The following is a 19,470-nucleotide window of genomic DNA, read 5'->3' on the forward strand; positions in this document are numbered from 1 at the left end:
ATAGCATAGGTAGTATCTTTTTGTCTTTTTTTCGTACTTTGTTTCAAATAAAAATCAAGACCCTAGGCTTGATTTTTAGGCATGAGACCGAAGGGCTGCTGCCGTCCTTTGCTACTATACAGGAAGTCTTTCGTAGTTAACGATAGTTTTTTAACTCTCTCTGTACATCTCGTTTTATATCTTTTTGTTTTAACGCTTCACGCTTATCATAGTTTTTCTTACCTTTAGCAATCCCAATCAAAAGCTTGGCAACCCCATTTTTAATATAAACCTTCAATGGAACAACCGTATTCCCCGCCTGTCTTACCTCTTGCTCAAGCATCTGAATTTGCTTCTTATGCAATAATAACTTTCTCGTACGAAGCGGATCATGATTGAAAATATTCCCTTGCTCAAACGGACTAATGTGAACCCCTACTAAAAAGGCTTCCCCATTTTTAAAACTACAATAACCATCTTTCAAATTCATTCTAGCTTGACGAACCGATTTAATCTCCGTTCCCGTTAACACTAAACCTGCTTCAATCGTATCTAAAATCGTATAATCATGATTTGCCTTACGATTATGCGCTAAAACTTTATTATCTGTTCCTTTTGGCATCCGAATTCTCCTTACGAATGTTTTTTTCTACGCTTTTGCTTTGCTTGCGCTTTAAAATTTTGTCTCCCTTTATTTTTAGAAGACTTCTTCGATTTTTTACTTCTGCTTTCTTTTTTCGCAGCTTTCTTAGGCGCTTCTTTTCCTTTAGAAGGAGGTTTGTTTTGAGTAATCAAATCTGCATTATCCGCCGCTAAAATAAAATCAATTTCATGCGCTTCTACATCGACTTTAATTAATTTTACTTTAACACGATCTCCAATTCGATAAGACACTCCTGTTCTCTCACCAATTAAGACCATATGACTTTCAATAAAGTTAAAGTAATCTTGATTCATATGCGTAATATGCACTAAACCTTCTACGGTATTTGGCAATTCCACAAACATGCCGAACTTAGTAACGGAACTAACAATTCCTTCAAACTCTTGTCCAATCTTATCTGCCATAAATTCAGCTTTCTTCATCGCATCTACTTCACGTTCTGCTTGAACTGCTAAACGTTCCATTTTGCTCGATTGATCCGCAATTCTCTCTAGTTTAGAAGCATTTAATTCTTCTTGTTGCTTCGATAGGAAACTTCCACTTCCTTCGTATTGACGAATCATACGGTGAACAATTAAGTCTGGATAACGACGAATTGGTGAAGTAAAGTGAGTATAATCTTCTGCAGCTAATCCATAATGCCCAGAAGGTGTAATATCATATTTGGCTTGCTTCATAGAACGTAGCATCATAGTCGATACAACTGCTTCATACGTTTCTCCTTTGACTTCATCTAAGGCTTTTTGCAGTTTTTTCGGACTAATGGTGTCGCTCGTTCCTTTAATATTAATGCCAAATGCTGTAACAAATTCTAAGAAACGTTGCATTTTTTCTTGTTGTGGTTGTTCATGGACACGATAAATAAATGGAACATTTTTTTGTTGATAATGCATCGCAACTGTTTCATTAGCTGCTAACATAAAGGATTCAATTAATCGTTCTGCAACTCCACGTTCACGAATTTGAATGTCAATTGGGGCGCCTTGTTCATCCACAATAATTTTTGCTTCATGTGTTTCAAAATCAATCGCTCCACGTTCTTTTCTTCGTCTTTCTAAAATATGATGTAATTCTTTCATATCCAACAACATTTGCTGAATTTCATCTGGAATTTCGACTTCTTTTTTCTCATACAATTCATTCACTAAACTATACGTTAATCGCATATCTGAGCGAATGACACTTGGGAAAATCTCATATTGATAAATCGTTCCACTTCGGTCAATTTCCATGCGACAAGACATCGTTAGTCGTTCTTCATGTGGATGTAATGAACAAATTCCATTTGATAATCGTTGTGGTAACATTGGAACGACACGGTCTGTTAAATACACACTTGTTCCACGTTCAAATGCTTCCCTATCAATCGCTGAATTTTCCGTTACATAATAGGATACATCTGCAATTGAAACGGTTAATTCAAAGGTTCCATCTTCACGTTTTGTAAGTGCAACAGCATCATCTAAATCTTTAGCATCTGCCCCGTCAATAGTCACGGTTAATTGTTCACGTAAATCTTTACGCCCTTGTCGATCTTCATCTGTGATGACTTCAGAAACAAGATTTGCTTGTTCTATCACTTCTTGTGGAAATTCTGTTGGAATATGTAATTGCTGTAAAACCATTAAAATATCCATTCCAACAGCATCTTTATAACCAATTTCTTTGACAACAATTCCTTCTAATGAAGAACGATTTTTTTCATTCGTGTATTTTGTTAATTCTACAATGACTACAGTACCATCTACTGGATGCAATCCATTTGGGCGAATTAAGCAACGAGTACCTGCTAATTTTTTGTCTTTAACGACTACTTCACCGCAATAACCTGTATCTTCTGCAGTTTCTGAACTGAAACGAGTATAAATTCCTACCACTTGAGTCGTATTGCGTTGGATAATTTGGACAATTTTTCCTGTTGCAGATCGTTGACGATAGCTATCGGCTGGTTCAGTAATCACTAGTTCTACTTCATCCCCATCCATCGCACTCATTGTATCTCCACGAGGAATGAAAATATCTGGTTCCCCTTCGACTACAGTGACAAAGCCAAATCCTTTGTCATTTGCACGATACGTTCCTTTTAATGTTTGATTCAAAGGATTCAATCCAAACTTTCCATTTCGATTTAATTCTAAGACGCCTTCTTCTTCTAAAGCGGCTAATTCTTTGACTAATATTTTAAAATCTTGAGATTGATTCATCCCAAAATGTTCACTAATTTCTTTTACATAAAAACTTTCTGGTGCATATTCTTCAAAAAAGGACACCAAAACTGTTCTCAATGATTCTCTCATTTCTTACCTCCATTCTTGTTGGTTTAAAAATTCTAATACAGATTCTTGAAATTCTGCTTTTTCTTTTCCGACTGTAATGACATGCCCTGATTGTTCAAACCAATGAAAATCAACAGCTGCATTCACTAATGCTTCTTTCATCTCAATAGATACTTCTGGATCGACTAATCGGTCTAATTCCCCTTGCGCAATATAAAAAGGACCTGTCACCTGTTCTAATTTCTCTGCCACTTTAGCGGAAAAATGATGTAAATCTAATAATTGTTGTTTTGCTTTTTTCCCTAATGTAAACATTTCCTCTTCACACATCTCGGAATGAGTAGCAAAAGCCATAAAACTTTTCAACAAATCAGGTAATTGTGCATTTCTTTTTGAAACAGGAGAACAAAATGTTCCCGCAATTTCTACTAATTGATCGGTTGCTAGTGCTGCTGCCATAATACCACCCATAGATAATCCTAGTGCAGCAATCGTTGAATACCCTTGACTTCGAACAAATTGTACCGCTTGTTTTGCATCTTCATACCATTTTTCTGGTGTTTCTTTTAAAATTTCACATGTATTTGAATGTTCATGCCCACTAAAAGTCGGAACATAGACTGCATAATCATAGCGATGCAAAAAGGAAGCTAACATTCTTAGATCTGTTGGTTTCCCAGTATATGCATGAAATAATATAACCGCCCGTTTATTTGTTGTTTCTTCTAGCCAAATTGCTTCCAAATTGTTCACTCCTACCTTTCATGAATATTTACTATAATAGAAAAACACAATGTCTTAGAAATACTCCTTCAACATTGTGCTTAATCATTTTTATTTTGATGAAATGTACGCTAAGGCTACTGCTAAAATCATAAAGATTGCCCCTAATCCAACAGTTACTCGAATTAAGAATGCCTCAAATCCACGTGCTTTTGTTTTCCCAAATAATTGCTCAGCACCGCCTGATAATGAATTTGCTGCATTAGTTTTCGATGGTTGCATAGCTACAATAATAATTAGTAACACACTAATAATAATCATCAATGTTAAAATTGTTTGATACAAAGGATCTTCCTCCTCTATTAATATTCTTTCCAATTCTACCATAAATATAGTGGAATTACTACCAGTTGCCCTTAATTTCTTTATACTAATACGATTTTTTAAGCATCCATCCCCTATTTTTTCCTCTTTCGTGATATAATGAACGTAATGTGAAAAGGAGGTTTTTATGAAAGGTTTAGTATTTTTTGACTTGGATGGAACTCTCTTAAATAAAAAAGGCCAAGTCGACCTTGAAGTCATAGAAGCGATTCAACAATTAAAGGAAAACGGGTATGAACCACTTCTAGCAACAGGAAGATCTCCTAACGAAGTTTCGGAAGTCATTCGCTCTACGAATATTCATTCTGGAGTTTTTATGAATGGACAAGTCGTTATTTTCAAAGGTGAGCAATTAATTCAACATGAAATTCCAAAAGAAACGATTGAAAGACTGCTACAATTTGCAAAAGAAAATGAGCATGGAATCACGTGTTATAATGTCAATGCCTTTAAAATCATCGAAACAGTCCCATTTGACAAAGAAGCCTATGAATATATTCATACACCAATACCCGATGTTATGCCAACATTTTATAAAGAACAAGTGGTGAATATGATGCTCTTACTTTCAAGAGACAATAATGATGAAGCTTATCAACAAGCTTTTCCAGAATTAAGATTTATTCGAAATTTTCCTTATGCATTAGATGTCATTACCGCTGGAAATTCAAAAGCCACAGGCATTCGAGCATTAATTCGCACTTTAAACAACGATTCTATCACTACATACGCCTTTGGAGATGGTGCTAATGATTTAGAAATGTTTCAAGAAGTTAATTTTTCAATTGCCATGGGAAATGCCATTCTCTTGATAAAAGAAAAAGCAGACTATATTAGTACAGACCACGATAAAGGTGGCGTCATTCAAGGATTAAAACATTATCATTTAATATAGGAGGTAGGCATGTTACTTTATGAAATAGAAGTTCCTACATTAGATGGAACAAGTACATTAGAAGAATATAAAGGGCAAGTATTACTTATTGTGAATACCGCTAGTGGATGTGGATTGGCTCCACAGTTTGCCCAATTACAAAGCTTATACGAAACATATCACGAACAAGGATTTAGTGTTCTAGGATTCCCTTGTAATCAATTTGGTAATCAAGAACCATTAAGTGCACTGGATGCTGCTTCAAGTTGTCAATTCAATTATCAAGTCACTTTCCCAATGTTTGGCAAAGTACTCGTTAACGGCCCAGAAACGCACCCATTATTCAAGCTATTAAAAGAAGAAACAAAAGGACTATTAGGCAGTTCTATTAAGTGGAATTTTACAAAATTCCTTGTAGATGCATCCGGAGAAGTCATCGCAAGATTTGCCCCTACTACTTCTCCATTATCCATTGAGAAACAAATAAAACAATTATTAAATAAGGAGTGTTAATATGAATACAGAAGAAATTTTAAGCATTTTAGAGGATTTAGAAGTAGCGATTTTTGCTACAGTGGATAAAGACGGAAAACCTCATTCTCGTCCAATTCACATCGGTGTTGCTAATGAACATGGAGTATTCTTTATGACAAGCCCACAAACTCATTTTTACAAACAATTACAAGAAAATCAAAATGTCGCAATTGCAGCATTTTCACACGATGACTACTTAATTCAAGTGATTCGTATCGAAGGAAAAGTTCGTGAAATCGGAAAAGAAGGATTAGAAGAATTATTAGCAGGAAATCCATTTGTTAAAAATGTATATCCAGATGATTCACAACGTGCTGGAGTACAAGTATTCCAATTATATGAAGGAAAAGGCTTCTACCACAGCTTAACTCAAGGGCATAAATATACATTTAGCATTCAAGCCTAATCATCAAAAACTCACTAAAATAGACGGAGCCTTCCTTTTGAAGGTTCCTTTTTTTCTTTCATTTAATGTGATACAATGAACGTATCGTTTTAAAGGAGAGATATTTTATGAAAAACTATAAAAAATTCCTAATACATACAATCTTTTTTGGAAGTCTGTTTGTGCTAGCTGCCGGATGTCAATCAACGTCAACTACAAATAACACGACTACAACCACCGCAACTACAACTGCTGCAAAAGAAAAATCTACTACTGATTTAATTGGAGAAGCTTTGCCAAACTTTACATTTGAAACAGCAGACGCGCAACAAAAGACTCCTGCAGATTTTAAAGGGAAGAAAATTGTCTATGTCGCTTGGGCTAGCTGGTGTCCGGATTGCCAGCAAGAACTCCCTATTCTAAATGAATTAAGAAAAGACTATCAAGATTCTATTGAATTTGTTTTAGTCAACTTACTCGTAAAAGGAGAAACACCTGAAAAAGCACAAGCCTTCTTAAAAGAGAAAGGACTAGAATTTAACTATTACTCAGATAAAGAAAAAAGCTTCCAAAAAGCTTTAGAAATTCATTCGATTCCAACAATGATTTTTGTCGATCAAGAAGGAAAAATAAAAAATGTTATCGATGAAGTAAAAGATAAAGCAACGATTGACGAAGTGTTAAAAGGATTATAGAAACGCTAAAAGGATGATGGGTACTGCTCATCATCCTTTTGTCATTTAAGAATTCAGTTTTTATTTGTCTTCTTTTTTACCTTTTGGTGCTACTAATCCTAGACCTGCTAAGATTGATAATACAGCTGGAGTGAATACTGTAATTTTTATGGTGATTTTGATTTATTTTAATATTCTTTTTTTCACATACTCAATAATCTTATTTGGTGTATCAATCTCCTCATAAGTCACTTCAGTAGGAGCAACTTCAAGTCCAAATTCTTCTAATCGAACAAGTAATTCAACAAACGCTAATGAATCCATAAGACCTTCTTCTTTTAAATTAATGTCCTTATCTTCATAGACAACTTCATCTTCACAAATTTCTTCTAAAATGTTTAAAATTCTCTCTTCCATATTGTTCTCCGTTCTAATTTTTTAATCGACTTAAAATATAGCTTACTTCTAGTTCTACTCCAATCGGTAATACTGCTTCATCAATATCAAATTTTTCATGATGGTGTCCATATGCTGTTTCTTCTCCAGATTGGCTTCCTAATAACCCATAGACCCCTGGTTTACCTACTAAGTAGTCTGCAAAGTCATCTGCTCCCATTGTCATTTCATAGGATGTGATAATGCTATTGATAGAATCTACTGATTGAGCAACTGTTTGGAATTTCTCTGCTAATTCAGGTGTATTAATAACTGGGGCAGCTGCATCATACCAGTCTAACTCTGCTTCACAACGGTGTGTTGCAGCAATACCTTTCGCAATACGTGTCACTGCTTCTTTTAAGTGCGCTCTTGTTTTATGACTAAAGGCACGAATCGTACCTTCTAATAAAGCATCGTTTGCTACAATATTATAACGTGTTCCTGAATATAGTTTTCCAACTCCTACTACTGCTCTATCTCCTGGATCTACTTCACGGCTGACAATTGTTTGTAGTGCTACAACAATTTCACTTGCTGTCACTAATGCATCTTGACCTAAATGTGGGCGACCAACGTGAGAGCTTTTTCCTGTTACTTTGATTTTGAAAATATCGCAAGAAGCATTTACAGGCCCACCTTGAACCGCAAATGTTCCTACTGGTAATCCTGAATTTACATGAATGGCAAAACTTTCATCAATCGTATCAATTTTCCCTGAAGCTACAAATTGTTTGGCACCTGCTCCGATTTCTTCAGCTGGTTGGAAGGCAATATATACTGTACCAGCAAATGTATCTTTTAATTCATTTAATACTTTAGCAGTTCCTAATCCCATTGCTGTGTGAGCATCATGTCCGCAAGCATGGTTTAGCCCTTCATTTTTAGAAGAATAAGGTTTATTCGTGCAATCTGGTAATTCTAATGCATCAATATCTGCACGAAGTAGAATTGTTTTTCCTTCGCCTTTTCCTCCTTTAATAATCGCTAACGTTCCAGTGTCTGCAATTTTTTCAAATGGAATCTTTAATTTTGTTAATTCCTCTTGAATTTTTTCTGCTGTTTTATATTCTTTTAAGCTTGATTCTGGATTTTCATGAAAATGTCTTCTAAGTGCTACTAACTCTTCTGTTAAAGCTTGTGCTTTTTCTTTAATTTGGCTCATTAAATTTCCTTCTTTCTATTGTAATAAAGAGGCATGACTAGCATGCCTCTTTGGAGATAAATGATGATTAAAATGATTAATTCTTAGAAATTATTTTAAAGAAGCTTTTTCCCAAACTGGTACTGCTGCACCTTTTGTAACTTCTTCGATTTTCTTAGCTGTTTCTGGTGATTGGTAGTATTTTACAACTGTTTTATAAACTTCGTTGTTTTCGTTACCTTCTTTAGTAGCAATGACATTGTAGTATGGTTGTGAAGAATCTGTGATTTCTTCGATAAAGATTGAATCTTTAGTTGGTTGGAATCCTGCTTCAACTGCAAAACCATTGTTGATTAATGAAGCTGCTACATCGTCTAAAGCACGAGCTGTTTGTCCAGCTGGTAATTCTTTAATGTCAATTTTCTTAGGATTTTCTACGATATCATCTTTAGTTGCTAATGTGTTACTTGGATCTTTTAATTTGATAACTCCAGCTGCATGTAGTAAGCGTAATGCACGAGAGTTATTAGAAGTATCTTCTGGAATTGCGATAGTATCTCCATCTTTTAACTCACTAACGTTTTTAATTTTTTTAGAGTACACACCCATTGGAGCAATTACTGTATATCCAATTGGTTTGATGTGAGTGTTTTGTTCTTTATTGAAACGTTCTAAGTAAATAATTGTTTGGAATGAGTTTAAGTCAACATCTCCATTTTCTAATGCTTGGTTTGGTTGAACATAGTCTGTAAATTCTACTAATTCAACATTGATGTTTTCTTTTTCTTTTAAGCGTTTAATAACGTCATTCCATACATCTTGATTTCCTGCGTTAACCCCTACTTTAACTGTTTTTGCTTCTTTTTTAGCATCTGCTGCTTGGTTTGAATTTGAAGAAGTTTGAGCTCCTTGACCACATGCTGCTAATGTTAATCCTGCTAATGCTGTTACAAATAATTTTTTAATATTCATCTATAAATTCCTCTTTTCTTTGTGTTTAATCTGTTTAAATATCCTTTTTATTGTGAGTTCGTCGCTCCAGTGATTCATTTCAGAGCGTTCGGCCTCGTATCTTGTTTTAGTTGAACTCGATTTCGCTGAAACGACGTCCACTTCACGCCATTGCTGTCGCTCCAGTGATTCGTTTCAGAACGCTCAATCTCGTATCCTTTTATTTCGTAGCTCTTTTTTCTAGGAAGTCACCGACTGCTTGGCTGATAAATACGATAATCAACATAATAATCGTTGCAACTACGATTACATCCCCTTGGAATCGATTGTATCCTCTCGAAATCGCTAAGTTTCCGATACCACCAGCTCCAAACGCTCCAGCCATTGTTGTTAAACCAATTAAGCTGATAATTGTTAGAGAAGAAGCACGAATCAAACTTGGCAATCCTTCTTTTAAGTACACTCGGAAAATAATTTCCAACGGTGTACATCCCATGGCGATTGAAGCTTCAATCACACCTTTATCCACTTCTAACAAAGCTAATTGTACTTGTCGTGAGAAGAATGGAACAGTCGCAATAACTAGTGGCACAATCGCACCAGGAATTCCAATTGTAGTTCCGACAATGAATCTTGTTAATGGGATTAATAACATCGCTAAAATGATAAATGGAATCGAACGGAATAAGTTCACCACTTTATCTAAACTAGCGTATAAAATTTTATTTTCTAAAATATTACCTTCACGAGTGACTACTAAAACAACTCCTAATGCAATCCCTAATACTCCGGCAATTAACCCTGTAAGTCCGACCATGATTAAAGTATCAATGGTACTTTTAATAATTTCTTGAGTTACACGAGCATCAATATTTGGAAATAATTGGTGTAAGTTCATCTTATTCAACCTCCTTTGGTTCATCTAGAATTTCTGTTTGAACACCTGATTGGTGAATATATTCGATTGCTTGTTGAATTTTTTCAGCTTCACCAGATAAACCTACTAGCAAAGTTCCAACTGCTGTTTCTTGAATAACTTCCACATTGGCAAATAAAATATTCGCTGCTACTTGGAATTGAGTCGATAATTTCGTAATCAGTGGTTCTCCTGTTGAAGCACCCACAAATGAAATTTTCGCAAGAACATCTCCTGGATTTAAGTTTAGTAAATGTTCATGTTGTAGAACTGTTTCAATTCCTTTATTAATATGTGTTGCTGTATCAATGAAATCTTTTGTTAATGGCTTTTGTGGATTTGTAAAAATTTCTAATACTGATCCTTGTTCAATAATTAATCCTTGTTCCATTACGGCAACTTTATTACAAATCTCTTTTACAACTTGCATTTCGTGAGTAATAATCACGATTGTAATGCCTAATTGTTCGTTTACTTTTTTCAAAAGTTCTAAAATAGATTCGGTTGTTTTAGGGTCTAATGCACTAGTGGCTTCATCACATAGTAGTACGTCTGGATCATTCGCTAATGCTCTAGCAATCGCAACCCTTTGTTTTTGTCCTCCGGATAATTGTCTTGGATAACTTGTAATTTTGTCTTCCAATCCAACTAAATGTAGAAGTGACTCAACTTTTTCCTTAATTTCCACTTTAGATAATCCTGAGCGTTTTAATGGAAAAGCAACATTTTCAAATACCGATAAAGTATTCATCAAGTTGAAATGTTGGAAAATCATTCCGATTTTTTTACGAGCATCTCTTAATTGAGCTTCTTTTAAACTCGTTAACTCCACTCCTGAAACAGTTACTGTTCCATTTGTTGGACGTTGTAATAAATTAATGGTACGTACTAATGTACTTTTCCCAGCACCACTGTAACCAATAATTCCATAAATATCGCCATCTTCAATCGTAATATTTACTTGCTTTACAGCTTCAACGGTTTTACCTGATTGATGAAATGTTACATCAATATTTTTTAATTCAATCATTTGTTTCTCCTTTCAAGCAAATAAAAAGCCCGCTCTTTGGTCTTACTCACCAACCAAAGGACGAGTTCTCTCGTGTTACCACCTTCATTCACAGAATTCTCACAAATTCTGCCTCAATCAGTTATTTCTAACTGATAAGCTATATCGGGCTTTCCCGTAATCGTTTAAAGATTCAACGATTAGCACTCAAAGGCCATCTTCAAAGTTTCAACTATTATCTCTTTTCACCAAACCGAGACTCTCTAAAACAGATTCACTTTTACTCTCCTTGTCACAGTGCGTTTTGAATATGAAACTAGGATACCAACAAAGTTTGTTACAGTCAATTTCTAGATTACTATCACTTGTTATAAATTTTACCTATATACTTTTCCTTGCATATCTTACTTCTTTTTTCTACAATAATCTTACGAGGTGATATACATGAACAATTTAATTTCTTATAAAAAAATGCCCCTATGGACATTGGATACTTTACCAGAACCCTTTAAAAAAATGCATAATACAAAGGTTGGAACTTGGGCACAACTTCATATTGTAAAAGGCGAAATTACATTTGAATTTTTAAATGAAGATGGTAGTGTCATTGATACTATACAATTAAATGCGACTACTCCTATTCCACTAGTTGAACCACAACAGTGGCATCGAATTGCAGAAACAAGTGATGATATCGAATGTTATTTAGAATTTTTCTGCAAAAAAGAGGACTATTTTGCAAAAAAATATGGCTATACAAAGACTCACTCTGAAGTTTTAGCTGCTCAACCACTTATTCCAAAAGGACGTGTACTTGACTTAGGAAGCGGAGAAGGTCGCAATAGTTTATACCTTGCTTCATTAGGGTATGAAGTTACTTCATTGGATTGGAATGTTCCGAGCTTACAAAAATTACAAGAAGTAGCTACTCAAGAAGGGCTTGCTCTGGAAGTTGAACCGTACGACATTGAAAGTGCCGATATTCCTGGAGGTCAATATGATTGGATTATCTCGACTGTCGTACTCATGTTTTTACATGAAGAAGTAATTCCAGATGTCATTGAGAATATGCAATCGCACACTGCTCCTGGTGGGTATAATTTAATTGTCGCTGCTATGTCTACTGAAGATGCACCTTGTCCTGTGAATTTTCCATTTACATTCAAAGAAGGCGAATTACTAGAATATTATGCCGGTTGGGAAATTTTAAAATATAATGAAGACTTCGGTGAACTCCACAAAACAGACGCAAACGGCAATCGTCTTCGATTCAGATTTGCAACATTATTAGCGAAGAAAGGGTAAGGAAAGACGCTATGGTTTTAGAAAACAAACTTCATTTGATCGATTCTGTAGAACTTGCCAGAGTTGAAGAAAAGATTAGTAAGAAAAAAGCGATTGAATTATTTGAAAATCATTTGCTGGATCAATACGAAGTCGGTTCTTACAAAATGCTTTCAGCCATTCATGCTTATTTATTTGAAGATATCTATGATTTTGCTGGAAAAATACGAACAGTCAATATGGCAAAAGGACATTTTCGCTTTGCATCTGTCATGTATTTAGAAGAAGCTTTAAAAAATATTGAAAAAATGCCCCAATCAACCTTTGATGAAATTATTGAAAAATATATTGAGATGAATATTGCTCATCCATTTCGTGAAGGCAATGGTAGAAGTGCTAGAATTTGGTTAGATTTACTATTAAAGAAGGAATTACAACAAGTTATTGATTGGAGCAAGGTAGATAAGGAAAATTATTTACTTGCAATGGAAAGAAGCCCTATTAAAGATATCGAAATTAAGCATCTGTTAAAACAAGCTTTAACAACTGATATTCATAATCGAGTTCTTTATATGAAAGGAATTGATTATAGTTATTATTACGAAGGATATACTATCTATAAAGCTGGAGAGTTATAAAATTATTTTAAAACGTTATTTTATAGTAATAAAATAATGCCAGCAGACCTACGGTCTCATGGCTAAAAATTGAGCCTAAGGTCTCAATTTTCTCTTACATAAAAGCCACAGCAAATCTGTGGCTTTTATGTTTTTTACTACTATCTAAAAATTCCCAACTGAATTAAGATTGCAGCTTTTTGGATAAACGGGATAAATGAAACGATACGATGTACTACTTTCCATCGGTTTGGATATTGTGCCATTGTATAGTCTATTTTCATTATTTTTGCATGCTTTCCAAACAATTCATACAACTCTTCTTGAGAAGATAGTCCCCAATGCATTCGCACTCCCTGCTCTCTAAATTCTTTTTGTTTATTTTTAGTAGCAATCATATGATGTTGTAACGTATCGAAATAACATTCATATTGATGAAATTCTCTCTCTAATTTTGTCGCTAATTCCTTTATATCATTTGTCTTAAAGTACATTAACACGCCTTCAATAATGAATAAGTAATCTCCTCTTGGATATTGTTCTTTTACAATTTGAATCCATTTATCATCTAATATCGAGTCAGCAATCATCTGTGAAGTAGATGTTTCTTCAAAAAACTCTTGTCTTAATGTAATAACATCTAAAAAATCTACACTGAAAAATGGAATATCTTCTGCTCCAATTCTTCCTTGCCTATCATCTAAACCACAGCCTAATTGAATGATAACTGGATGTTCATGAGTCTTTATAAATTTTTTGCAGCAATCATCAAAATATTTTGTTCTTAAACAAACTCCGATTTGATCAAAAAAAGAAATATTTACTATTGATGGAACTTGCTTCATCATTTCTTCGGCTTTTTGATCAATAAACAACCGATTCTTTTGTCTCCCTTCTAACGCTTTTGCTTGTAGTGTCATTAACATCGTTTTAGATACTTTATTTTCAAATAATTCTCCCATTATATCAACTCCTTTATTTTTAGGTTTACCTAAACTTTGTTTTATTCTACTCTTTTCTTTTCCCCTTTTCAATACCTCTATCACACAAAAAAATCCTACTAGTAATTTCTTACTAACAGGATTTATCCTTACATTCTTTTATTGAAGCTTCTAGTAACTATTCTCTTCAACTACTTGATTTTTAATAATTTTTACAATACGGCTTGTACCTAAACGGCTAGCGCCTAATGAGATAAATTTTTCTGCATCTTCTAAGCTAGAAATTCCACCTGCAGCTTTGATTTTCACTGAAGGGCCTACGTGTTCTTTCATTAAAGCTACTGCTTCAAATGTAGCTCCACCTGTTGAAAATCCAGTTGATGTTTTAATATACTCTGCTCCTGCACGAGTCACTACTTTACATAATTCAATCAATTCTTCTGTTGTTAATAAACAAATTTCCACGATTACTTTCAAGATTCTTCCTTGACAAGCTTCATGAATTTGACGAATTTCTTCTTCTACTAAGTCGAAGCGTTTATTTTTTACATCCGTAATATTGATAACCATATCGATTTCACTTGCACCATTTGCTACGGCATCTTTTGTTTCAAAAACTTTTACACTTGTTGTTGAATAGCCATTAGGGAATCCAATAACCGTACAAATCGGTAATTTACCTTCTACATATGCTGTTGCTTGTTTTACATAACTTGCAGGAATACAAGCTGAAGCTGTTCCATAATGAATGGCATCATCTAAAATTTGTTGAATTTCTTCCCACGTAGCATTTTGAGTTAATAAGGTATGATCGACGGTTGCTAAAATTTCTTTTAATTCCATTTGCTTCACCTTTCCTTATGCGTTTTGACGGTCTTGTGCAATTAAGTTACGTAGTGCTTGTACGGCAACTGTAATCGCGGCTTCTGTATCATGAACAATTGGATTTTCTAATCCTGCAGCATTTCTTTCTTGGTTTCCTACTACTAAAAATGTTGAGCCAACTCTTACACCTAAATGACTAGCTACTACAAATAAAGCGGCTGATTCCATTTCTGAAGCTTTTACTCCTAGACGTTTCCAAGCTTCCCATTTTTGTTGTAATTCATAGCTAACTGGCATTACTTCAGGTTCATGTTGTCCATAGAATGAATCTTTACATTGTACAACACCAGCATGAGTTGTATAACCTAATGTTTTCCCTGCTTGTAATAATGCTGTTACAACATCGTAGTTTGCAACTGCTGGAAATTCGATTGGAGCATATTCACGAGTTGTTCCTTCTGTACGAATCGCACCTGTAGCAATCACAATATCGCCACCTTTTACATCGATATCAATTCCTCCACAAGTTCCAACACGAACAAAAGTATCTGCACCACTTCTCACTAATTCTTCTAAGGCGATTGAAGCGGATGGTCCACCAATCCCTGTTGAAGTCACACTAACTTTCTCTCCATCTAAGTATCCTGTATATGTTACATATTCACGGTTATCTGCTACTAATTTTGCATCTTCAAAATGTTCAGCAATTTTCGCACAACGTTTCGGATCTCCTGGTAAAATAACGTATTTACCTACGTCTCCTTTACGAATGTTTAAATGATATTGTAATCCTTCTTCTGAATAATTTTGCATCTCTCTTCCTCCTTATAGGTATCATTTGAATACCTTAACTGTAAAATTATACCATAATTTTATATTTTTTGAAAACGTTCGCTAAAAAGAAAAGACTTCCTATAGTAGTATGCACATGAGACCGAAAATCTACTTGTGTCCTTTACTACTATATCAAGGAAGTCTAATTCTTTCCGTTCTCTCATAAATACACGTCCAACAGAAAAGACTTTCCATAGTAGTAAGGGGAATAGTAGCCGCTCTTCTGGCTACTATTCCTAGGAAACTTCGAGACCTAGGCTCGAAGTTTAGCAATGAGACTCGCTTCGCGAGGCTGCTTGCGTCCTTTACTACTATTTGGAAAGTCAATTTCAAATTTTTAAGCTTCTGTTGTTACTTCCACTGTTCCTTCAGTTACAATTCCTTCCGCTAACTCTTCAGTAGCTTCAACGAATTCTTCTGTTTGAACCGGTGTAGAAGTGCTTGTTTCCATATTACGGTAACGAGCCATACCTGTACCAGCAGGAATAATCTTACCAATGATAACATTTTCCTTAAGTCCAAGTAAGTGGTCTTTCTTACCACGAATAGATGCGTCTGTTAACACACGAGTAGTTTCTTGGAATGAAGCTGCAGATAAGAAACTATTTGTTTCTAATGAAGCTTTTGTAATACCAAGTAATACTGGACGTGCAGTCGCTGGAACTTCACCATTCATAATTGCAGAACGGTTACGTTCAGTAAAGTCTGCGATATCTAATAATGTTCCTGGTAAAATTTCAGTTGAACCTGGATCCATTACACGAACTTTACGTAACATTTGACGAACCATTACCTCAACGTGTTTATCTCCGATTTCTACCCCTTGCATACGGTATACTTTTTGTACTTCACGTAATAAGTAGTTTTCTACTGACAATACATCACGAACACGTAATAATTCTTTTGGATCGATAGAACCAGATGTTAATGGTTCACCACGATGGATTGTTTGTCCTTCTTCAACATTTAAGCGAGCTGTAAATAGAACAGTATACGTACGTGTATCTGTTGCACCTTTAATTGTGATTTCTTTAGTACGGCTTCCCGCATTTTCATCAATCGATACAACTTCACCTGTTACTTCTGTAATCGTTGCTCCCCCTTTAGGATTACGAGCTTCGAAGATTTCTTGGATACGAGGTAAACCTTGAGTAATATCGTCTCCGGCTACCCCACCGGTATGGAAAGTACGCATTGTTAACTGAGTACCAGGTTCCCCGATAGATTGAGCGGCAATTGTACCAACTGCTTCCCCAACTTCTACTTCTGATCCTGTTGCTAAGTTACGTCCATAACAATGTTTACATACACCATGTTTAGTATCACATGTAAATGCAGAACGGATTGTTACTTCTTCAATACCAGCATCAATAATTTTACGAGCAATATCTTCTGTAATTAATTCATTGTGACCAACAAATACTTCACCAGTTACTGGATCTTTTACAGAACGTTGTGCATAACGTCCAATCATACGTTCTTCTAATGTTTCAATCATTTCATTTCCTTCACGGATTGCTGAAATTGTTAAACCACGATCAGAACCACAATCTGTTTCACGGATAATTACGTCTTGAGCTACGTCTACTAAACGACGAGTTAAGTAACCTGAGTCGGCTGTCTTCAAGGCAGTATCCGTCATCCCTTTACGGGCACCGTGTGTTGATAAGAACATCTCCATAACCGTTAACCCTTCACGGAAGTTAGATGTTACCGGTAATTCCATGATTTTACCATTCGGAGCGGCCATCAATCCACGCATCCCCGCTAACTGTGTAAAGTTAGAGATGTTACCACGGGCACCAGAGTCACTCATCATGAAGATTGGGTTACGAGCACCAAGTGTTTTCGTTAATGCGCTTTGGATTTCATCTTTTGCAGCATTCCATGTTTCGATAACACGTTCATATCTTTCGTCATCTGTAATCAAACCACGACGGAATAATTTAGAAATTTCATCAACTTGATTGTGTGCATCTGAAAGAATTTCTTTTTTATTTCCTGCAACAGAAATATCTGCAATCCCTACTGTTAAACCAGCACGAGTTGAATATTTATATCCTAAGTCTTTCATACGGTCTAACATCATTGATGTTTCTGTAATGTGGAAACGTTTGAAGACTTCCGCAATAATTTGACCTAAGTTTTTCTTCTTGAATGGTAAAACGATTGGTCGTTTTTCAATTTCTTCCTTAATATTTGAACCTGGTTCTAAGAAGTATTTATCTGGAGTAGCTACTTCTAAGTTTTCCATTGATGGTTCATTTAAGTAAGGGAATTCGTCAGGCATAATTTCATTGAATAATAATTTACCAACTGTAGTCACTAACATACGTTCTTTTTGCCATTCTGTAAATGGTTTATGAGGAAGCGCACTTGCGTGAATTGCAATACGGCTGTGTAAATGAACATATCCATTTTGGTATGCTAACATTGCTTCGTTCATGTCTTTGAAGTACATTCCTTCTCCAACACGACCTTCTTGTTCTAATGTTAAGTAATAGTTTCCTAAAACCATGTCTTGAGATGGAGTTACTACTGGTTTTCCATCTTTAGGGTTTAAGATATTTTGTGCCGCTAACATTAATAAACGAGCTTCTGCTTGAGCTTCTTGTGAAAGTGGCACGTGAACCGCCATTTGGTCCCCGTCGAAGTCGGCATTGTAGGCCTCACACACTAATGGGTGAAGACGGATTGCACGACCTTCTACTAGAGTTGGTTCGAATGCTTGAATCCCTAATCTGTGAAGAGTAGGTGCTCGGTTTAATAGAACTGGGTGTTCACGAATGACTTCTTCTAAAACTGCCCAAATATCATCGTCTAAACGTTCAATTTTACGTTTTGCACTCTTAATATTTCCAGCAATTTCACGTTCTACTAATTCTTTCATTACAAATGGTTTGAATAATTCAATTGCCATTTCTTTTGGTAAACCACATTGATACATCTTCAAGTTTGGTCCTACTACGATTACTGAACGTCCTGAGTAGTCTACACGTTTACCAAGTAAGTTTTGACGGAAACGACCTTGTTTCCCTTTAAGCATATGACTTAATGATTTCAATGGACGGTTACCTGGTCCTGTTACTGGACGGCCACGACGACCATTATCGATTAAAGCATCTACCGCTTCTTGTAACATACGTTTTTCATTTTGAACGATGATACGTGGAGCATTTAATTCTAATAAACGTTTTAGACGATTATTACGGTTAATTACACGACGGTATAAATCATTTAAGTCACTTGTTGCAAAACGTCCACCTTCTAATTGAACCATTGGACGTAAATCTGGTGGGATAACTGGAATAACATCCATTACCATCCAACCTGGTTTATTTCCTGATTCACGGAAAGCATCTAAAATATCTAAACGACGAATTGCACGAGTACGTTTTTGTCCTTGAGCTGTTTTTAACTCTTCTTTTAATTCTGCAATTTCAGCTTCTAAGTCAACGTTATTTAATAATTCTTGAACAGCTTCAGCACCCATTGCTGCGTGGAAACGAGTTCCGAATTCCATACGTTTTTCACGGTATTCACGTTCACTTAATAATTGTTTTTTCATCAATGTTGTGTCACCAGCATCGATAACAACATAGCTTGCAAAATAAATGATTTCTTCCAACGCACGAGGACTCATGTCTAACACAAGTCCCATACGGCTAGGAATACCTTTAAAGTACCAAACATGTGATACTGGCGCAGCTAATTCAATATGTCCCATACGTTCACGACGAACTTTTGAGCGAGTTACTTCAACGCCACAGCGATCACACACTTTTCCTTTATTGTTAATTTTCTTTAATTTACCACATGAACATTCTAAATCTTTTGTTGGTCCAAAAATCTTTTCACAGTATAGACCATCACGTTCTGGTTTTAAAGTACGGTAGTTGATTGTTTCTGGTTTGGTTACTTCACCATATGACCATTCACGAATCTTATCAGGAGACGCTAAACCAATTTGCATACTTTCAAAATTATTTACATCTATCAAGGGGCCAACCTCCCTCTTCTT

General features: G+C 35.4%; 19 protein-coding genes and 1 other annotated feature. Of the genes, 6 read left to right on the forward strand and 13 right to left on the reverse strand.

The genetic code is table 11. The features are described 5' to 3' along the window. Window positions 1-136: 136 nt before the first annotated feature. From smpB to secG, 4 genes are all read right to left on the reverse strand, one after another. A complete protein-coding gene (smpB, locus tag RWR88_RS04100; RefSeq protein ID WP_314450774.1) occupies window positions 137-601 on the reverse strand; it encodes an SsrA-binding protein SmpB in 465 nt (154 codons plus the stop codon). A gap of 11 nt (window positions 602-612) precedes the next feature. Next, window positions 613-2,940: a ribonuclease R gene (rnr, locus tag RWR88_RS04105; RefSeq protein WP_314450775.1), complete on the reverse strand. Its 2,328-nt coding sequence runs from the start codon at window positions 2,938-2,940 to the stop codon at window positions 613-615. 3 nt (window positions 2,941-2,943) lie between these two features. Next, a complete protein-coding gene (locus tag RWR88_RS04110) occupies window positions 2,944-3,672 on the reverse strand; it encodes an alpha/beta fold hydrolase (RefSeq protein ID WP_314450776.1) in 729 nt (242 codons plus the stop codon). A gap of 81 nt (window positions 3,673-3,753) precedes the next feature. Beyond that, window positions 3,754-3,987, reverse strand: coding sequence for a preprotein translocase subunit SecG (secG, locus tag RWR88_RS04115; protein ID WP_006703884.1), 234 nt, complete (start codon window positions 3,985-3,987; stop codon window positions 3,754-3,756). Between the two features lie 166 nt (window positions 3,988-4,153). Between secG and RWR88_RS04120 the strand changes: the two genes are divergently transcribed. The 4 genes from RWR88_RS04120 to RWR88_RS04135 all read left to right on the forward strand — a co-directional run bounded on the left by RWR88_RS04120 (window position 4,154) and on the right by RWR88_RS04135 (window position 6,514). Then, entirely contained in the window at window positions 4,154-4,921 is a 768-nt protein-coding gene (locus RWR88_RS04120; RefSeq protein ID WP_314450777.1) for a Cof-type HAD-IIB family hydrolase, read from the forward strand. Between the two features lie 9 nt (window positions 4,922-4,930). Next, on the forward strand, window positions 4,931-5,413 hold the full coding sequence (locus tag RWR88_RS04125; protein WP_314450778.1) for a glutathione peroxidase: 483 nt from the start codon (window positions 4,931-4,933) through the stop codon (window positions 5,411-5,413). Between the two features lies 1 nt (window position 5,414). Further along, entirely contained in the window at window positions 5,415-5,840 is a 426-nt protein-coding gene (locus RWR88_RS04130) for a pyridoxamine 5'-phosphate oxidase family protein (RefSeq protein WP_314349868.1), read from the forward strand. 107 nt (window positions 5,841-5,947) lie between these two features. Next, complete coding sequence (locus tag RWR88_RS04135; RefSeq protein ID WP_314450779.1) at window positions 5,948-6,514, forward strand: TlpA disulfide reductase family protein; 567 nt, start codon at window positions 5,948-5,950, stop codon at window positions 6,512-6,514. Window positions 6,515-6,676: 162 nt separating this feature from the next. On the opposite strand, the gene dltC is transcribed toward RWR88_RS04135, so the two are convergent. From dltC to RWR88_RS04160, 5 genes are all read right to left on the reverse strand, one after another. Continuing rightward, the gene (gene dltC, locus RWR88_RS04140; protein ID WP_314450780.1) at window positions 6,677-6,910 is read right to left on the reverse strand and encodes a D-alanine--poly(phosphoribitol) ligase subunit DltC; all 234 of its coding nucleotides are present in this window, start codon (window positions 6,908-6,910) and stop codon (window positions 6,677-6,679) included. Window positions 6,911-6,923: 13 nt separating this feature from the next. Continuing rightward, window positions 6,924-8,093 carry an amidohydrolase gene (locus tag RWR88_RS04145; RefSeq protein WP_314450781.1) on the reverse strand — a complete coding sequence of 390 codons (1,170 nt, stop codon included), beginning with the start codon at window positions 8,091-8,093 and terminating at the stop codon, window positions 6,924-6,926. 90 nt (window positions 8,094-8,183) lie between these two features. Further along, window positions 8,184-9,044 (reverse strand): MetQ/NlpA family ABC transporter substrate-binding protein, encoded by an 861-nt coding sequence (locus RWR88_RS04150; protein ID WP_314349645.1) that lies wholly within the window; start codon window positions 9,042-9,044, stop codon window positions 8,184-8,186. Between the two features lie 199 nt (window positions 9,045-9,243). Next, on the reverse strand, window positions 9,244-9,921 hold the full coding sequence (locus RWR88_RS04155) for a methionine ABC transporter permease (protein ID WP_314450782.1): 678 nt from the start codon (window positions 9,919-9,921) through the stop codon (window positions 9,244-9,246). Between the two features lies 1 nt (window position 9,922). Beyond that, window positions 9,923-10,969 (reverse strand): ATP-binding cassette domain-containing protein, encoded by a 1,047-nt coding sequence (locus RWR88_RS04160; protein ID WP_314450783.1) that lies wholly within the window; start codon window positions 10,967-10,969, stop codon window positions 9,923-9,925. A 53-nt stretch (window positions 10,970-11,022) separates the two neighbouring features. Further along, window positions 11,023-11,253, reverse strand: a binding site (T-box leader). Window positions 11,254-11,392: 139 nt separating this feature from the next. Here RWR88_RS04160 and tehB point away from each other — a divergent pair. Continuing rightward, window positions 11,393-12,253, forward strand: a complete 861-nt coding sequence (gene tehB / locus RWR88_RS04165; protein WP_314450784.1) for an SAM-dependent methyltransferase TehB — start codon at window positions 11,393-11,395, stop codon at window positions 12,251-12,253. A gap of 11 nt (window positions 12,254-12,264) precedes the next feature. Beyond that, window positions 12,265-12,870: a protein adenylyltransferase Fic gene (gene fic / locus RWR88_RS04170; protein WP_314450785.1), complete on the forward strand. Its 606-nt coding sequence runs from the start codon at window positions 12,265-12,267 to the stop codon at window positions 12,868-12,870. A 140-nt stretch (window positions 12,871-13,010) separates the two neighbouring features. On the opposite strand, the gene RWR88_RS04175 is transcribed toward fic, so the two are convergent. The 4 genes from RWR88_RS04175 to rpoC all read right to left on the reverse strand — a co-directional run bounded on the left by RWR88_RS04175 (window position 13,011) and on the right by rpoC (window position 19,449). Further along, the gene (locus RWR88_RS04175) at window positions 13,011-13,811 is read right to left on the reverse strand and encodes a class I SAM-dependent methyltransferase (RefSeq protein WP_314450786.1); all 801 of its coding nucleotides are present in this window, start codon (window positions 13,809-13,811) and stop codon (window positions 13,011-13,013) included. Between the two features lie 150 nt (window positions 13,812-13,961). Further along, window positions 13,962-14,633, reverse strand: coding sequence for a deoxyribose-phosphate aldolase (deoC, locus tag RWR88_RS04180; RefSeq protein WP_314450787.1), 672 nt, complete (start codon window positions 14,631-14,633; stop codon window positions 13,962-13,964). 15 nt (window positions 14,634-14,648) lie between these two features. Beyond that, window positions 14,649-15,428 (reverse strand): uridine phosphorylase, encoded by a 780-nt coding sequence (gene udp / locus RWR88_RS04185; protein WP_314349634.1) that lies wholly within the window; start codon window positions 15,426-15,428, stop codon window positions 14,649-14,651. Window positions 15,429-15,786: 358 nt separating this feature from the next. Next, window positions 15,787-19,449, reverse strand: a complete 3,663-nt coding sequence (rpoC, locus tag RWR88_RS04190) for a DNA-directed RNA polymerase subunit beta' (protein ID WP_314450788.1) — start codon at window positions 19,447-19,449, stop codon at window positions 15,787-15,789. Window positions 19,450-19,470: the final 21 nt, after the last annotated feature.

Source organism: uncultured Granulicatella sp. (assembly GCF_963528195.1).
In the GTDB taxonomy this organism is placed as follows: domain Bacteria; phylum Bacillota; class Bacilli; order Lactobacillales; family Aerococcaceae; genus Granulicatella.

Coding starts and splice junctions, on each gene's coding strand:
- RWR88_RS04120 (WP_314450777.1), top strand. CDS start 4,154: ATGAAAGGTTTAGTATTTTTTGACTTGGATGGAACTCTCTTAAATAAA.
- RWR88_RS04145 (WP_314450781.1), bottom strand. CDS start 8,093: ATGAGCCAAATTAAAGAAAAAGCACAAGCTTTAACAGAAGAGTTAGTA.
- fic (WP_314450785.1), top strand. CDS start 12,265: ATGGTTTTAGAAAACAAACTTCATTTGATCGATTCTGTAGAACTTGCC.
- RWR88_RS04160 (WP_314450783.1), bottom strand. CDS start 10,969: ATGATTGAATTAAAAAATATTGATGTAACATTTCATCAATCAGGTAAA.
- udp (WP_314349634.1), bottom strand. CDS start 15,428: ATGCAAAATTATTCAGAAGAAGGATTACAATATCATTTAAACATTCGT.
- dltC (WP_314450780.1), bottom strand. CDS start 6,910: ATGGAAGAGAGAATTTTAAACATTTTAGAAGAAATTTGTGAAGATGAA.
- deoC (WP_314450787.1), bottom strand. CDS start 14,633: ATGGAATTAAAAGAAATTTTAGCAACCGTCGATCATACCTTATTAACT.
- RWR88_RS04130 (WP_314349868.1), top strand. CDS start 5,415: ATGAATACAGAAGAAATTTTAAGCATTTTAGAGGATTTAGAAGTAGCG.
- smpB (WP_314450774.1), bottom strand. CDS start 601: ATGCCAAAAGGAACAGATAATAAAGTTTTAGCGCATAATCGTAAGGCA.
- RWR88_RS04175 (WP_314450786.1), bottom strand. CDS start 13,811: ATGGGAGAATTATTTGAAAATAAAGTATCTAAAACGATGTTAATGACA.
- rnr (WP_314450775.1), bottom strand. CDS start 2,940: ATGAGAGAATCATTGAGAACAGTTTTGGTGTCCTTTTTTGAAGAATAT.
- RWR88_RS04135 (WP_314450779.1), top strand. CDS start 5,948: ATGAAAAACTATAAAAAATTCCTAATACATACAATCTTTTTTGGAAGT.
- tehB (WP_314450784.1), top strand. CDS start 11,393: ATGAACAATTTAATTTCTTATAAAAAAATGCCCCTATGGACATTGGAT.
- RWR88_RS04125 (WP_314450778.1), top strand. CDS start 4,931: ATGTTACTTTATGAAATAGAAGTTCCTACATTAGATGGAACAAGTACA.
- RWR88_RS04150 (WP_314349645.1), bottom strand. CDS start 9,044: ATGAATATTAAAAAATTATTTGTAACAGCATTAGCAGGATTAACATTA.
- RWR88_RS04155 (WP_314450782.1), bottom strand. CDS start 9,921: ATGAACTTACACCAATTATTTCCAAATATTGATGCTCGTGTAACTCAA.